The following is a 15,595-nucleotide window of genomic DNA, read 5'->3' on the forward strand; positions in this document are numbered from 1 at the left end:
AATGCCCGGAACAACCAATCAAATTCCATTCTTCAGAGTATTTTCGATTCTCATGCTATTGTTTTTAGTATGGGACAAACCCGTATTATCCCAATCGAAAAAGAAAACCTCCGTTAAGACGAAATCGACCGCATCCGAAGAACCTGCGGAAAGAACCTTTTATGCGAACTGGAGAGATACGGAACTGAACGACTTTCTCAAAGGAATGAGCGCCATTCTGAGAAAGAATATTCTTTTGGACGAAAGCTTAAAGGGCAAAAAAATCACGATCATTTCTCAAAAAGAAATTCCGATCAAAAACGCATTCATCTTTATGAAATCTGTTTTGGAATCCTTAGGCTTCGGCGTTGTGGAAGAGCCCGATCTGATTTCCATCGTTAAAATTAAGGACGCTCTTGCGAGATCTCCCGTCGTTCGTGTTGGAAAGGATCTTATCCCCGAAAGTGAAGTGGGCGATTTCAGAACCATCACACAGATCATTCCGGTCGAAAACGTAAAGCCGGAAGAATTGGAACCCATCCTCAAACGTCTTACTTCTCCGAACACGGACGTGATCGTTTATAAGAATACGAACACGATCGTTCTTTCCGGTTCCGCGGCGGATATCAACAAATTGTTGATCTTAGTAAACGAACTCGATATGAAATTGGAAGAGGCGACTCCCGGTGCGATCGCATCCGCAGGCGATGTTCATATCTATACGCTGGAACACAGTGAAGCGGAAAAGATCGCCGCGACCCTCGTAAAACTCGACAATCCGGTCGTTCAATCCGAAGAACTTTCTCCCGAAAAAAAAGCGCAGGGAGCAATTCCGGGTAAGGTTGATAAGATCAAAGCGGTCGGTCACAAAGAATCGAACTCCGTAATCGTAACCGCAACCAACACCGAATGGACCGAGATTAGAAAGATCATCAAGGTCTTGGATTCCGCTAGAAAACAAGTTCTCTTGGAAGTTCTAATCGTAGAACTTACATCCAGCGATTTAAACGACTTCGGTATCGACTGGAGATATAAGGGAGAAGCGTTCGGTCAGTTTAACTCGGGTCTTTCCAAAGAAGCAAACATCATCAACTCGAACGGACAAATCAATCCGAACATCAATACACTCAGCGGTTTCTCTTTGGGATTTTTGAAAGCGGGTTCCGAACAAATCATCGGTATCTTAAGCGCCAACCAAGGAAATGAAAACTTCAATGTATTATCCGCTCCTCAAGTTTTGACCGTGGATAATCAAGAAGCGGAGATCAGCGTCGGCCAGGACGTTCCCGTTAGAACTCAAAGTAGAAACGCGGGTCTTGGCGGTGCGAACGCGGTGACCGTGGACAACTACGAATACCGTCCTACCGGGATCAAACTCAAGTTCACTCCGCACGTGAACAAGAACAACAAGATCACTTTGGAACTCTTTCAAGAGATCAAAAACATCGCGGAGATCGCGCTTTCCGGCGGTAACCCTACGTTCAACAGACGGGAAATCAAAACTTCCATTTCGATCGAGAACACACAGTCGATCGTGATCGGGGGACTCATCTCGAACGATAAACAAAAACGAATCATTAAAATTCCTTTGCTCGGAGACATTCCGTATTTAGGTCATCTTTTCAAAAGAACCACCGAAAAAATCAAGAAGACGAACTTGATGGTTTTTATCACACCGCATATACTAGACAGTAGAGAAAACGCGGATAAGATGACCGTGAAAAAGAAAATGCAACAGGAAAGATACGAACTCGAAAGAGAGAGAATTCTCAACAAAGAAAAAGAAATCAAAGAAAGAGGGGATTGAAAGTGAAAACTCTCGGAGATATCCTAATCGAAGAGGGGATCATATCCGAAAAAGATCTGGAAGATTCCCTTAAGGTTCAGAAAAAAAACAACCTCCCTCTCAGTCATATCATTCAAAAAAAAGGAATCGCAGGCGAATCCGACATTCTCCGCGCCTTATCCAAACTCTATCATCTCGAGTTTAGAGAGAAGTTGGAGTTTGGCGGAATGGAAGACGTGTTTCTTCAAATTCCTTTAAAGCTCATCCAAAGAAGTAGAATCGTTCCCTTTCAGCTTTCTAAAAAGACGATTCGTATCGCCGTTTCCGATCCGTCCGATCTGCATCCGATGGACGACGCACGCAATTTTCTAAAAGGTTATAACGTAGAATTCATTCTCGCTCCGGAACCGGAGATCATGAGAATCATCCATTCTCAGTTTGATACGACTTCTTCCGCCGCCAAAGAGATGTTAAACGAGATGGAGGGAAGTTTTTCCGAACTCGCGGAAGCTTTCGAAAACGAAACCCTCGATCTCAGCGACGACGCTCCGATCATCAAAATGGTCAACGTCATTCTTTCCCAAGCGGTGAATGAAAGGGCTTCGGATATCCACATAGAACCTTACGAAAAATCTCTCGTAGTTCGTTATCGTGTGGACGGTATTTTGCATAACGTGCTCAGTCCTCCGAAATCGTATCACGCGGGAATTTCTTCCCGTATCAAGATCATGTCGAACTTGAACATTGCGGAGAACCGTCTTCCTCAGGACGGACGTATCAAACTTCGTCTTGCTGGTAAGGACATCGACATTCGGGTTTCCACGATTCCTTGTCAGTTCGGAGAACGGATCGTAATGAGGCTTTTGAACAAAACCGATCAAAAGTATTCTCTCGATACGATGGGATTTTATCCGGAACTGATCAAATCGCTTCGTTCTTTGATTTACGAACCGCACGGAATCGTTTTGGTAACGGGCCCTACGGGTTCCGGTAAATCGACTACTCTTTATTCCGCGTTAAGCGAACTCAACACCGAGGAAAGAAACATCATCACCTGTGAAGATCCTGTGGAGTATCAGATCGACGGAATTTCTCAGATGCAAATGCAGGAGAAGATCGGTCTTACGTTTGCGACCGGGCTTCGTGCGATTCTTCGTCAAGACCCCGACGTCATCATGGTGGGGGAGATTCGAGACGAGGAAACGGCAAGGATCGCGATTCAGGCGTCCTTAACGGGTCACTTGGTTTTTTCAACGCTTCATACAAACGACGCGGCGAGCGCCGCGACCCGTCTTGTGGATATGGGAATCGAACCGTATCTGATCACCTCAACCGTGTTAGGTTTTATGGCGCAAAGACTTGTGCGTGTGATCTGTACTCAGTGTAAGGAAACATACAAACCAACCGCCTCCGAACTCGAATCGATCGGAATTCCGAAAAAACTTTTGAAAAACGGAACACTCCACAGAGGTAAGGGATGTTCTCATTGTATGGGAACGGGTTTTAAGGGAAGAACGGGGATCTACGAACTTTTATTAGTGAATTCTCATATAAAACATGCGATCCTACAAGGTAAGGACGCGGGACAATTGAACGATATCGCGCTCGAACATAACTTTCACACGTTGAAGGATTACGGAATCAAAAAGGTGATCGACGGAGTGACGACGATTGACGAGGTCCTCAGGGTAACGTAAACGTCATGGCGATTTATTCTTACGTAGCATTCAACAAGAAGGGCAAGGAAGAGAAAGGAATCATAGACGCGGCCTCTCTTCAAGCCGCAAGGTCCAAGTTAAAGAACAAGGGTCTTTATGTTCGAAACATTTCAGAAGATTCGGAAAGAAAGGACAGGGAACTTTTTCCATTCTTAGCAAAATACTTTTATAGAATCCCCCGCAAGGAAGTCGGACTTTTTTCAAGACAACTCGCAACCTTACTCGGAGCGGGAATTCCACTCGACAAATCTCTTTCGAGCATCGTGGAACAAACGGACAATCAGAACTTTAGAAAAGTTTTAACCGGAATGCAGGCGAACATCACGGAAGGTTCTTCCCTTTCCGAAGCGATGAAAAAACATCCGGATGTTTTTCCGAATCAATATCCGTCTCTGGTTGCAGTCGGTGAAAAAACCGGGGACTACGAAGCTACGTTAACCCGTCTTGCCGAGCTTGAGGAAAAATCGAGCGAACTCAAGGCCAAAGTGCAAGTGGCGATGGTATATCCGTTTATCATGGGTTCCTTATCCATCTTCGTTACGATCTTTTTGTTAACCGTAGTAATTCCACAGATTCAAGAATTGTTTTTACAGTTCGATGCGAAACTCCCTTTGATCACTCGAATCGTGATCGGTGTTTCGGACATTCTCATCGGATTTTGGTGGCTTCTTCTTGCGCTCGGTTTTGCGGGTGTGGTCGGTTTTATCTATTGGAAAAACACTCCTAAAGGTAAGAAGAATTGGGACGAGTTCCTATTAAAAGTTCCCATCCTCGGCTCTCTCGCGCGTAAGGTTCTCGTAAGCAGTTTCGCGAGAAACATTGGAATTCTTTTGAGCAATCGAGTTCCTTTGATCACTACGCTTACGATCGTAGAGAAAATCGTAGACCATTCCATCTTCGGTGAAGAAATCAAAAACGCCGTGGACAGAATCAAAGAGGGTGAAAAATTATCTTCTTCCTTTAGCGGATCGGTGATTCTTCCCCAAATGGTGGTCGGTATGATCGCCGCCGGAGAGGTTTCCGATCGGGTTCCCGAGATGATGAACAAACTCGCCGATATTTACGACACCGAAGTCGACACCGCAATTAAAACGATGACACAATCCATGGAACCGTTGATGATCGTAGTCATGGGTCTTCTCATTGGAACGATTATGGCCTCGATCATGGTCCCAATGTACAACTTGACGCAACAACTTCAGAATATATAGTTTAGAATAAGGAGAATTCAATTGAATCTGTCCAAATTAAAAAGAAAACACAGAAAGGGTCTTACACTGATCGAACTCGCAGTTGTTGTGATCATCTTAGGCGCCTTGATCGCTCTGGTATATTCCAACTTTCGTCCGGGTGAAATCAGCGATGATACCGCCGCTCTCAAACTGAAAAAGGACGCTTACGAACTTCAATCCCATCTGGAAAGATACGCACAACGTTACGGAACCTATCCTTCCGACGAACAAGGTCTCGAAGCTCTTGTCGAAAAACCGACAACGGGAGAGGTTCCGGAAGATTGGAAACCGATCCTCACCAAAAAAGCGGCGATCAACGATCCTTGGGGAACCGCGTATAAACTCAAAAGAGACGCGAACGGGGACGTTCAACTTGTGACCCTAGGTAAGGATAAAAAAGAAGGCGGAGAAGGGAAGAATGCTGACTTTAACATCCTCAACGAAGACGAATATCCATCCGACTTCCGTAGAAAATAACTCTTCCTTTCCTTTCCGGCTATGAAAGTTAGAAATATCCGGAAAGGATTTACCCTGATCGAGTTGATCGTGGTCATCGCGATACTCGCAGGGTTAATTAGCATTCTTGCAACTACGGCCGCAAACTTCATCATTCCGTCCGGAAGCGACGCGGCCCAGACCTTAAAACAAGCCGCCGAATTCTGTTATAGGAAATCCATTCTTACCAATACGACTATGGTTTTGGAATTGGATATAGACAACGACACGTATACGGTCAAAAAACTGATGCGAGACGAAAGCGGTCTCAAAGAGGTTTCGATCTTTAAACCTCAAAAACTTCCTTATACATCCGAGATCATCGATATAACCGACATTCGAGGTTTTCGTTATACCAAAGGAATCGTAAAAGTTCCATACACGTATCTTGGTATCGCCGCGGATTACAGCGTTCATTTAGGAAACGATCCTTCGATTTATAGAACCTTAATTTTATACCGTTACGGCGGAAAGGTTTCCGTCTTGGAAGGGGAACAGTTTCACACTTCTTCGAACCTAACAACCGATAAGAATTGGAAAGAACAGGATGAAAACGAACAGCAACAGCCGTAAATCTTTTCGAAGCGGTTTCAACCTGATCGAGGTTTCCATCGCGTTAGCGTTAGCCGGAATTGCGATGACTTATACCTATATGGTCATCTCGAACGGACTCAAACAACAGAGAATGGCGGCCGTAATTTCGAACGCGGTCCACCTTGCAAAGATTAAGATGGCGCAGATCGATTCCGTGTCCGTACTTCAATCCGATAAGACTACGGGAGAAATTCCCGGTTATCCCGGTTACAGTTTCGAAACGATGATAGGAGAGGAAGATATGGATCTTCTCAAACTTGCCGGAAAGGAAGGACAAAAACCGGAGGATCTTCTGGGTGGAAGAGATTCCGAAATGAACAAACTCATCATGAAAAGGTCCGGTCAGGCGAACCAAGGCTCGTCCACGGCGGGGATCATCCGGGTTTTCAGGATCAAGGTGACGATCAAGTATCCGACCGGAAGCGGAACGGAATCGTATACCGCCGAAACGTTCAAGTCGGCGCAGTATTAATTTAGAATATTCAGAAATCAGAATGAAAGCAGAAAGATTAAATTTCACGCGCAAAGGATTTACGCTGATCGAAATTTCGATTGTGGTGATGATTTTGGGAGTGATCTTTACCGGACTTTTTTCCACCTATTACACTTCTCTTCGAATTTCAAGAGAGTCCTCCTCTCCGGGCGGCGCGGCCAAACGAGACATTCTTCTCGCGATGGAGAACATTCGCAGTACGATCGCGATGACTTACTTTCATCAAACACAAAGAAGACTGATCTTTATCGGAAGAAACGACGGACGAGGACTGGATCGTCGAGATCGCCTGGACTTCGCGGCGACACATCCGAATTCGGAAGAAACTTCCATGCCCGAGGTTCGAGAGGTTTCTTTTTATTTAAAACCGATGCTCGACGTTCCGGACTATTACCAATTGATCCGAAGAGAGGACGAGATGGTGGACCGTTATCCGAAATCGGGCGGAACGGAATACACTCTATTGACGCACGTAAAAAGTTTTCAACTCAAGTATTCCAGAACCGGCGCGAAGTGGGAAGACGAATGGGATTCCAAACTCACAAAGGTTCTTCCGAGACTGATTCGAATCGAGGTCATCGTCAATTCGGGAAAAAAGGAGGTCCGTTATGAAACGCTTGCGTTCCCGGGAATTCTTTTTAAGTAATTTTAGAAAATCCAGACAAGGTTTTATGGTCGTCATTCTCGTGATGGCGATCGGAACCGCATCCTTTTATACCGCTACGGAGTTCGGCGAACGTTCCTTAGGCGAAAGAAGAATCGCACAAGCCGACGCGGACGGGTTCAGAGCCCTTCTTCTTGCAAAAGCCGGTTTTCAAGGAGCGCTCGGCGCATTGAAAAAAATCCCGGAAGAATATCTTTATAAAAGTGGGATCGCGTTGAACCCTCCGCCCTTACCGATGGGCGGCGGAACGATTTTCTATAAGATCAGTTCGGAAGACGGTAAGATCAATTTGAATTCTCTCCTGAACCCGGACGACAACCAGCAAAATCTTCGAACCGTGGAAATGGTCGCGAGGCTTTTTGATAAACTCGGAATCAAACGCGAGAAAATTTTTCCGATCTTCGATTGGATGGATACCGATCTTCAAGAAACCGGGGGCGGCGCGGAGGATCTATATTATTCTTCCCTAAAACCTCCGAGAAAGAATAAGAATTCTTTTATGTACTCGGTTTCGGAGCTCGTTTCCATAAAAGGGTTTGATCGAGAAACGGTATACGGTTCCTTGAAGCCCGCCGATTTCGATCAAAAGTATTCCAAAGCGTTTCAATCGGACGAGGAAAAGGCTTTGATCGGGGACAGCGATTTCGTCTTAGCGAACAATATAACGGCATACATTCCCGCGGGACAAAACTCGGACGATAGAATCAACTTGAACGCGGCGCCATATTTTGTTTTGATGTCTTTATCCGATTTCATGACAAAACAGGCCGCGATGAGAATTCTCAAATTCAAATTGGAGCAGGGCGGTTTTATCAAAGAACTGAAGGACATCGAAAAATTTCAGGAATTCCAAATTCCCACTGCGGGCGGATTGACGCTTTATAAGGAACTCGCGGGGGAAGGAACGGATGTCTCCGGCGGTCGAGTCAAAACCAAAGGAGAAGTTTTTCGAATCGTTGCGGTGGGTCAGGTCGGCAAAACGATCCGCCGTATCACGGGAATTTTCGATCTGACGAACAACCAAATGCTCTATTACATGGAAGATTAAAGACAGATGTTTATTTACGATCAATTTCTCGCAATCGACTACGGAACGAGCACGATCAAAGGCGTCCTTTTCCAGAAGGTTCTCGGAAAGTTAAGTATTCTCCGTTCCGAAATCATGAGCATCTCTCACGGTGAAGAGGACGAATACAGACACAACGTTCTTCGTTTTATCAACTCGTATTTTCCGGGAGAAACGAGCATCGTTTTGAATCTTCCTTTGGATCGCCTTTTTGTACGAGAACTTCATATTCCCTTAACCACGGTCAAAGCAATCCGTGAAGTGATTCCATTCGAAGTGGAAAACAGAATTCCGTTTCCGATGGAGACAGTCGAGGTCACGGGAAGTATTTGGAGAATCGATCAGGAAAAATCGGACGTCATCGCGTATTCCGCGCATCACAGCGAATTGGATTTTATCACTTCCCCATTTTTGGGAAGCAACATCGTATTCCGCGGTTTGTTCGTCGACTCGGTCAGCCTTTCTTCCGTGGTTTCCGAACATACGAACAAGGAAATCACATATAAGAATTGCGCACAAGCCGACATAGGCGGACGAGTCACCGTTCTCAACATTCTCAGCGAAGGAAAGGTCGCGCATACGAGATACATCTCCATAGGCGGAGACACTCTTACGGAGACGATCGCCGGCGACTTGAAAATTCCTTTTGAAAAAGCGGAAGCGATCAAACTCTCTCTTCAATTCGAACCGTTTGCGGGAGAAGAAGATGGTCTCAATCTTTTCGCAAAAGAATTCAAACTCAAAGTCGCGGATATCAAAAAGGCGTTCCAAAGCGCTTCCAAATTCGCAGAAAGACTTTCCTCCGAAATCCATAGAAGTATCGTTTCGATGAACGAAACCGAAAGACCGGAAGTTTTATATCTTTCCGGCGGAGGAAGCAAGGTTCGCGGTATAGAATCCGTTTTCGGGGATTCTCTCGGATTGATAACGCGTCGTTACGATTTTCTTTCCTTGGACGGGGACACATTCTCGACCTGTTTCGGGATGGGTTATCATTTCGGTTTTCCGAAAAAAGATAAGATCGATTTTATCGATACTCCTCACGTTAAACGAATCAATAAGAATATTCTCAACCTGGATCAATTCAGACCTCATTTGATTTTTTCGGGTATTTCGTTGTTTATTCTAATCACGGTATTTTTTGTCGGGATCGTAATCGACAAAAGAAAACTCAGCGCGAGCGACAAGATGCTCGCCGAAAAATTCCAAAGAGGGTTCGGAAGATCGGCCCCCGAAGACGTGGATATATTAGAATATGCCGGTAAACTAAAGAACGACGAAAAGAAAAAAACCGAGATCTACAGACTTTACTTAAGTAAACCGAGTATTCTCGACATTCTTTTCGAACTTTCGATGAACTTTCCGGCTTCCGATATGCAACCTTTTCAATTGGATCAGTTCGACTACGATCAGGATCTTGTTAAGATCGGGGGCAGGGTCAACGAGTTCAGCGAGATCGGAGTCGTACAAAGATCCTTGGAAAAATCTCCCATGTTTAAGGACATAGAAGTCACTAACAAAAGATTGATGCAGGGAGTAAAAGCGTATAAGGTTTCCTTTACGATTACGATGAAGGTGGTCAACAAACCGGTCACATCCGAGGAGTCTTTTTAATCGCCATGCTTGAAAAATTAGAACCCAGAGAAAGGCTGATCGTACTCGGAGGAATCGGAGCGATTCTTCTTTTGATCGTGTTTTTAGCGATCCGAAAAGTTGTAACGATCCGCCAAGGTTTGACGGAAAGGGTGCAGGATTCGAGAACCGCCCCTGTAAAATTGGATAAGATCATCCAAGAGTTCAACGATTTCAGATCCTTGGATTCTTCCGGAGGAGAAACCGACGTAAGCGCGATCTACGCGAAACTCGACGAAATTTTAGTACGTTACGGGTTGAAGGAAAAAATTTCGACGATGAAGGATTCCAATTCGATCGAAGATAAGAAATACAACCGAATCACGATCGATATCAATTTCAGATCGGTCACGCTGGACAATATCTTTCGTCTGATCTACGACATTGAAAAAAATAAGATGATCAATGCAAGAGTGGAATATCTGAATTTTAGAAAACCGTTTCAAGGAAAAGAAGTCTACGACGTAAACCTTAAGTTGTCGACTTACAGTCGCGCCTCGGGAAATAAACGATGAAAAAAGAAGAAGAACTTCAGGAAGAAACGGCTCTTACTCCCGAAGAGGAAGAATTCCTAACGTTAGAACTGCAGGAAGAAGAGGAAGAAGCCGCTCCTCGATTCACTCTCAAACAAAAACTCATCCTCATCGCGACGGGTGTTTTTTCTTTTCTAATTTTTACGATTTGGCTTTTTCCTTTGGACGAAATCGTCCGGAGTTCGCTGAATTCTTCCTCCACAAAAACGGGGACCATCATCAACTTTCGAGACCTAAGTATTTCCTTTTTAGGAAACGTAACCTTGGACACTCTCGAAGTTACGACCCCCTCCAATTTGAAAATCAAAACGGAAGAGGCGGTTTTGAAAACTTCCTTGTTCGGTTTAATGAAACGAAAATTCGACGGAAAGTTCAAATTGGTTTCCTTAAAGATCGATACCGAAAACGGACCTCTCGCTAAAATTCGGAATTTCGAAGGACAGGGAAAGATCGAGAATCTGGATCAGGGACTCGCAAGGATGAACGGGAACTTGGATCTTGAAATTCCCCCAGGAAACAATTCCGGAATGATTCAGGAACTTCCCGAAATTCCTCTTTTGGGAGAATTGAAAAACATCACGATCAAAAAGTTTCTTACCAAGGTCGTCCTTCAAGGTGGGAATCTGATCTTCAACGATTTCACGTTAGACACATCGATTGCTCGATTCGATATCACCGGCAATATCCGTCTTTCCGAAAACATGTCTTTTTCTCAGTTGAATCTTAGAATCTGCCTTGAACTGGATCGTAATTTCGCTCTGGAAAGACAGGACATTCAAGATATGTTGACCCTGCTCGAAAAACAAAGCGGTGGCAAATGTATTCCCGTTTTGGGAACCGTAGGAAAACCGGAAGTAAAGATTCCGGGACTGACCGGACCACCGACGGGAAGTCCTTAAGAAATTCAGAGCTTTATCACAAAAGGACGAAGAAATTCAAATTGTGATTCGTTTAAAATCAATTCCTATTCTTCTTTTATTCTGTCTTTTCCTTTTTAAATGCGATTTTCAACCGCATACTCCTCCTTCTCATGAACAATGGATCGAGTTCAAGAAACTTCCCGGAAATGAGAAAAAGATTCTCGCTTTTGAAGTCTTTCTTCGAAAACATAAATTGTTAAACGTTGTCCCCATCGAACAACTTCTAAGACAAGGCACGGATTGGAGGCAAACTAAAGCGAGACCTTTCGCGATTCCACCTTCGACTTTGTGGCCGAATATTTTACCAACTCTAAGAATAGTTCGAGATCTGATTCTTCCTCAATTTGGCCCGGTAACCGTGGTTTCAGGGTTTAGAGAATCGGAATATAATGAAAAAGCGGGTGGGGCGAAATCAAGTCGGCATCTTTTATTTTCCGCTTTAGATATGATTCCCGATAAAGAGACGAATCGACTTTTCTTAAAAAATTCTCTTTTAAAACTTTGGCAAAACAAAGGTCCCGATCAAAAAATCGGACTCGGGTTATACTCTCGAAATCGATTTCATATCGATACGAATGGATTTCGTAAATGGAAAAAATAAATACTTAATTTCACTCTGACAAAAAGAAAAGGCCTTGAACAGAAAATCCATTCAAGGCCGATCGTTTTAAGAAAACGCCAAAATAAACCACTTACATTTTTTTTCGGCGTTTCTATCTTAGAAAATTGAAATCAAGAACATCCGGTAGTCGAACCACAAGACATACACTTGAGGCAGGAACCGTTTCTCACCATCTCGAAAGAACCGCATTCGGAACAAGAATCACCTGTGTAACCCTTGATCTTTGCGAGTTTGACTTCTTCCAAAAGAGCGAGTCCGGTCGGAGCCGCGGTTCTTTCTTTGGAAATCATCTGAGAATAAGAAATCGTTTCCACTTCCTTCTTCGGAGCTACATCCGCGACCGCGGTTGCAGTAGTCGTCGAACTTACCGTTTCACGGTGATTCGATTTGGCGGTTGCACGTTTGGAACCGATCTCATCTCCTCTCAAATCTTCGGGAGCCACTTGTCCGAGGTCGTATCTTCCGAGATAGGTGATCGCCAATTCTCTGAAGATGTAATCGATTACGGAAGTGCTCATCTTGATGTGTTTGTTTCCGGAAACGATTCCGTTCGGTTCGAATTTGAAGAACGTGAACGCATCCACGTATTCTTCCAACGGAACCCCGTGTTGTAAACCGAGAGAAACGGAAATCGCGAACGCGTTCATCAAACTTCTAAACGCCGCTCCTTCCTTGTGCATATCGATAAAGATCTCTCCGATCTGACCGTCTTCGTATTCGCCGGTTCTTAGATAAACCTTGTGACCGCCTACGATCGCTTTCTGAGTGTAACCAGCTCTTCTGCTCGGAAGTTTTCTTCTGTGAGAGATGTATTTTGTGATTACCTTCTCCGCAATTTGAACCGGATCCTTGGAGATCATCGCTTCTCTCACTTCGTCTTGTTCTTCCACTTCGATTCCGTTTAAAAGTTCCAATACGGAGTTCAAAGGTTGAGAAAGTTTAGAACCGTCTCTGTAAAGAGCGTTTGCTTTGATCATCATCTTCCAAGAAAGGAAGTAAGCGTTTTTGATGTCTTCTACGACTGCGTCTTCGGGAAGATTGATCGTTTTGGAAATCGCGCCGCTGATAAAAGGCTGAGCCGCCGCCATCGTGCGGATATGAGATTCGTAGGAAAGGAATCTCTTTCCATACTTACCGCATTTGTTCGCACAATCGAAAACCGGATAATCCTTCTCTTTTAAGAATGGAGCGTTTTCGATCGTCATCGTTCCACAAACGTAGTCGTTCGCTTTGTTGATTTCCTCTTTCGTGAATCCTAAGTATTCGAGAAGGGAAAAACCGGGAACGTCGAAAACCTCTTTTGCGATTCCCAAGTTTCTGGTTAAGAAGTCTTCACCTAAGTTGAATTTGTTGAACGCGAAGTTGATATCGAACGCAAGAGGAAGGGAAGCTTCCACTTTTTCGAGAATCTCGTTCGTAAATCCTTTCTCTTTCAACGCTTGTGTGTTGACGATCGGCGCTCCGTTCAAAGTCGCGTGACCTTTACAATAGTTCACGATCGCTTCGATTTCGGAAGGAGAATAACCGAGTTTTTTCAAACCGTAAGGAACGGATTGATTGATGATTTTGAAGTAACCGCCGCCCGCAAGTTTTTTGAACTTAACGAGTGCGAAGTCCGGTTCGATTCCGGTTGTATCACAATCCATCACGAGACCGATCGTTCCGGTTGGAGCGATTACCGTAACTTGAGCGTTTCTATAACCGTATTTTTCACCGAGTTCCAATGCAAGATCCGAGTCTTCTTGAGCCGCTTTGAGCATATAAGAAGGGCAGAATGCAGGATTGATTCCCACTGGAGTGATCGTTAAACCTTCGTAGTCGCCGGAAGGAGCGTTGTAAGCCGCTCTTTTGTGGTTACGAATCACACGAAGCATGTGTTTTTTATTCTTCGCATAACCGGCAAACGGACCTTGTTCTTTCGCCATTTCCGCCGAAGTAGCATAAGCGGTCATGTGCATGATGGAAGAAATCGCTCCGGTGATCGCCATCGCTTCTTGAGAATCATAAGGAATCCCGAGAATCATCAGAATGGAACCGAGGTTCGCATAACCGAGTCCTAATGTACGGAACTTATAGGAAAGTTCTGCGATTTCCTTGGAAGGAAATTGAGCCATGGTTACGGAAATCTCGAGAATGATCGTCCAGAGTCTGCAAAGATAACGGAAACCTTCCACGTCAAAGTTCAACGTTTCAAGGTTTACGAATTTTTGTAAGTTCGCGGAAGCGAGGTTACAAGCTGTGTTGTCCAAGAACATATATTCGGAGCAGGGGTTCGACGCATTGATCGAACCGTCTTCCGGACATGTATGCCATTCGTTGATCGTAGTATGGTATTGAGTTCCAGGATCGGCGCTCGCCCAAGCCGCGTAGGAAATTTTTTCCCAGAGCTCTCTCGCACGAAGTGTTTGAGAAGGTTTCGCCTTACGTCCTTCCGACTTCGCTCTTTCCTTTTCGGTTCTGAAATACAGATTCCAAGGTTGGTCTTGTTCCACCGCGGTCATAAACTCGTTCGTAAGACGTACTGAGTTGTTGCTGTTCTGACCGGACACGGTGTTGTAAGCGTCGGATTGCCAATCGGTGGTCAATTCTTCAAAAAGAATTTCCTTATAACCTTGTTTCGCAAGATCGATTACGCGTTTGATGTAGTTGTCCGGAATGAGAACTTTCTTCGCTTCGAGAATGGTTTTCTTTAGGGAAGAATTTTTCTTCGGATCAAAACGATCTTCGGTTTCCATCTCGTAACAAGCGGACATGATCGCATTGAGATGACGGTTGTTGAGCATCGAACCGGTAACCAGAGAAGCCACTTTTTTCTCTTCGGTCACTTTCCAATCGATAAAATTTTCGATATCGGGATGATCGACGTCGAGACAAACCATCTTAGCGGCACGGCGAGTTGTTCCGCCGGACTTGATCGCACCTGCGGCACGGTCACCGATCTTTAAGAAACTCATCAGACCGGAACTTTTTCCTCCGCCGGAAAGAGGTTCGTTTTCTCCTCTTAAATTGGAGAAGTTGGTTCCTGTTCCGGAACCGTATTTAAAAAGACGCGCTTCACGCACCCAAAGATCCATGATCCCGCCGTCATTGACCAGATCATCGTCCACGCTTTGGATAAAACATGCGTGCGGTTGAGGATGTTCATACGCGGAAGCGGATTTAACCAACTTGCCGGTCGCAGGATCTACGTAGTAGTGACCTTGGGATTTTCCGTCGATTCCATACGCCCAGTTTAAACCGGTGTTAAACCACTGGGGAGAATTCGGAGCCGCCATTTGAGTAGCGAGCATATATACGATTTCATCATAGAAAACTTTTGCGCTTTCTTCATCGGAGAAGTATTTATATTTATATCCCCAATAGGTCCAACAGCCTGCGAGTCTATGAAAGACTTCCAGTGCGCTGGTTTCACCGCCGAAACGATCTTCGGGCTTTAAAGATTCCAGTTTTTCAGAATCAGGAACCGATTTTTGAAGCCATTCAGGAATTCCTTCCTCTTGAACCTTTTTCAGATACTTAGGAATTCCTTTTCTCCGGAAATATTTCTGGGCAAGAATATCCACAGCGACCTGGGACCATCCCTCAGGGACGAGGATGTTGTTAGCCTCAAAAACTTTCGATCCATCCGGATTGGAAATCCGGGAATTTCGTTTTGCCCACTGAATTGTGGACGCTTCACCATTTTGGGGGACGGTAAAATGACGGTTTAGCTTCATAAATTTGCTCTCAGACTCCGTAACACTAGTAAGAAGGGATTATGTCACTCTAAGGAAGAGGAAAAATGCTCCATAGCTTTTTTTCGCTCTTACTCTTCCGACAATTCGAAATTTTTCCTCTAAAAAGTTGTAAAAACGCATCCTA

Annotated in this window: 13 protein-coding genes; 12 read left to right on the forward strand and 1 reads right to left on the reverse strand. The window is 44.6% G+C overall.

Annotated features, from left to right (window positions below; translation table 11 throughout):
* Nucleotide 1: 1 nt before the first annotated feature.
* The 12 genes from gspD to CH367_RS21075 are packed head-to-tail and all read left to right on the forward strand — an operon-like array spanning nt 2 to nt 11,713.
* Nucleotides 2-1,786, forward strand: coding sequence for a type II secretion system secretin GspD (gspD, locus tag CH367_RS17615; RefSeq protein ID WP_100763793.1), 1,785 nt, complete (start codon nt 2-4; stop codon nt 1,784-1,786).
* A gap of 2 nt (nt 1,787-1,788) precedes the next feature.
* Complete coding sequence (gene gspE / locus CH367_RS17620; RefSeq protein ID WP_100763854.1) at nt 1,789-3,462, forward strand: type II secretion system ATPase GspE; 1,674 nt, start codon at nt 1,789-1,791, stop codon at nt 3,460-3,462.
* 5 nt (nt 3,463-3,467) lie between these two features.
* Nucleotides 3,468-4,694, forward strand: coding sequence for a type II secretion system F family protein (locus CH367_RS17625; protein ID WP_100763794.1), 1,227 nt, complete (start codon nt 3,468-3,470; stop codon nt 4,692-4,694).
* A 21-nt stretch (nt 4,695-4,715) separates the two neighbouring features.
* Nucleotides 4,716-5,192: a type II secretion system major pseudopilin GspG gene (gene gspG, locus CH367_RS17630; protein WP_100763795.1), complete on the forward strand. Its 477-nt coding sequence runs from the start codon at nt 4,716-4,718 to the stop codon at nt 5,190-5,192.
* A 21-nt stretch (nt 5,193-5,213) separates the two neighbouring features.
* On the forward strand, nt 5,214-5,783 hold the full coding sequence (locus CH367_RS17635; RefSeq protein WP_100763796.1) for a pilus assembly FimT family protein: 570 nt from the start codon (nt 5,214-5,216) through the stop codon (nt 5,781-5,783).
* Nucleotides 5,758-6,276, forward strand: a complete 519-nt coding sequence (locus CH367_RS17640) for a type II secretion system protein (RefSeq protein WP_100763797.1) — start codon at nt 5,758-5,760, stop codon at nt 6,274-6,276. The genes CH367_RS17635 and CH367_RS17640 overlap by 26 nt, the downstream gene beginning before the upstream one ends.
* 22 nt (nt 6,277-6,298) lie before the next feature.
* On the forward strand, nt 6,299-6,943 hold the full coding sequence (locus tag CH367_RS17645) for a type II secretion system protein GspJ (protein WP_100763798.1): 645 nt from the start codon (nt 6,299-6,301) through the stop codon (nt 6,941-6,943).
* On the forward strand, nt 6,906-8,009 hold the full coding sequence (locus tag CH367_RS17650) for a type II secretion system minor pseudopilin (RefSeq protein ID WP_100763799.1): 1,104 nt from the start codon (nt 6,906-6,908) through the stop codon (nt 8,007-8,009). The genes CH367_RS17645 and CH367_RS17650 overlap by 38 nt, the downstream gene beginning before the upstream one ends.
* A 6-nt stretch (nt 8,010-8,015) precedes the next feature.
* Nucleotides 8,016-9,641 (forward strand): cell division protein FtsA, encoded by a 1,626-nt coding sequence (locus CH367_RS17655; protein WP_100763800.1) that lies wholly within the window; start codon nt 8,016-8,018, stop codon nt 9,639-9,641.
* Between the two features lie 5 nt (nt 9,642-9,646).
* Nucleotides 9,647-10,174, forward strand: a complete 528-nt coding sequence (locus tag CH367_RS17660; RefSeq protein WP_100763801.1) for a hypothetical protein — start codon at nt 9,647-9,649, stop codon at nt 10,172-10,174.
* Entirely contained in the window at nt 10,171-11,091 is a 921-nt protein-coding gene (gene gspN / locus CH367_RS17665) for a type II secretion system protein GspN (protein WP_100763802.1), read from the forward strand. Before CH367_RS17660 ends, gspN begins: the two co-directional genes overlap by 4 nt.
* Before the next feature lie 43 nt (nt 11,092-11,134).
* Nucleotides 11,135-11,713, forward strand: coding sequence for a D-Ala-D-Ala carboxypeptidase family metallohydrolase (locus CH367_RS21075; RefSeq protein ID WP_279627433.1), 579 nt, complete (start codon nt 11,135-11,137; stop codon nt 11,711-11,713).
* A gap of 131 nt (nt 11,714-11,844) precedes the next feature.
* On the opposite strand, the gene CH367_RS17675 is transcribed toward CH367_RS21075, so the two are convergent.
* A complete protein-coding gene (locus CH367_RS17675) occupies nt 11,845-15,450 on the reverse strand; it encodes a vitamin B12-dependent ribonucleotide reductase (protein ID WP_100763804.1) in 3,606 nt (1,201 codons plus the stop codon).
* Between the last annotated feature and the right edge of the window lie 145 nt (nt 15,451-15,595).

This window comes from Leptospira barantonii, from assembly GCF_002811925.1.
Taxonomy (GTDB): domain Bacteria; phylum Spirochaetota; class Leptospiria; order Leptospirales; family Leptospiraceae; genus Leptospira; species Leptospira barantonii.

Excerpts from the sequence above, each read along its gene's own strand:
- CH367_RS17625 (WP_100763794.1), top strand. The coding sequence starts at position 3,468 with ATGGCGATTTATTCTTACGTAGCATTCAACAAGAAGGGCAAGGAAGAG.
- CH367_RS17655 (WP_100763800.1), top strand. The coding sequence starts at position 8,016 with ATGTTTATTTACGATCAATTTCTCGCAATCGACTACGGAACGAGCACG.
- CH367_RS17650 (WP_100763799.1), top strand. The coding sequence starts at position 6,906 with ATGAAACGCTTGCGTTCCCGGGAATTCTTTTTAAGTAATTTTAGAAAA.
- CH367_RS17635 (WP_100763796.1), top strand. The coding sequence starts at position 5,214 with ATGAAAGTTAGAAATATCCGGAAAGGATTTACCCTGATCGAGTTGATC.
- gspN (WP_100763802.1), top strand. The coding sequence starts at position 10,171 with ATGAAAAAAGAAGAAGAACTTCAGGAAGAAACGGCTCTTACTCCCGAA.
- CH367_RS17675 (WP_100763804.1), bottom strand. The coding sequence starts at position 15,450 with ATGAAGCTAAACCGTCATTTTACCGTCCCCCAAAATGGTGAAGCGTCC.
- CH367_RS17645 (WP_100763798.1), top strand. The coding sequence starts at position 6,299 with ATGAAAGCAGAAAGATTAAATTTCACGCGCAAAGGATTTACGCTGATC.
- gspD (WP_100763793.1), top strand. The coding sequence starts at position 2 with ATGCCCGGAACAACCAATCAAATTCCATTCTTCAGAGTATTTTCGATT.
- CH367_RS17660 (WP_100763801.1), top strand. The coding sequence starts at position 9,647 with ATGCTTGAAAAATTAGAACCCAGAGAAAGGCTGATCGTACTCGGAGGA.
- CH367_RS17640 (WP_100763797.1), top strand. The coding sequence starts at position 5,758 with ATGAAAACGAACAGCAACAGCCGTAAATCTTTTCGAAGCGGTTTCAAC.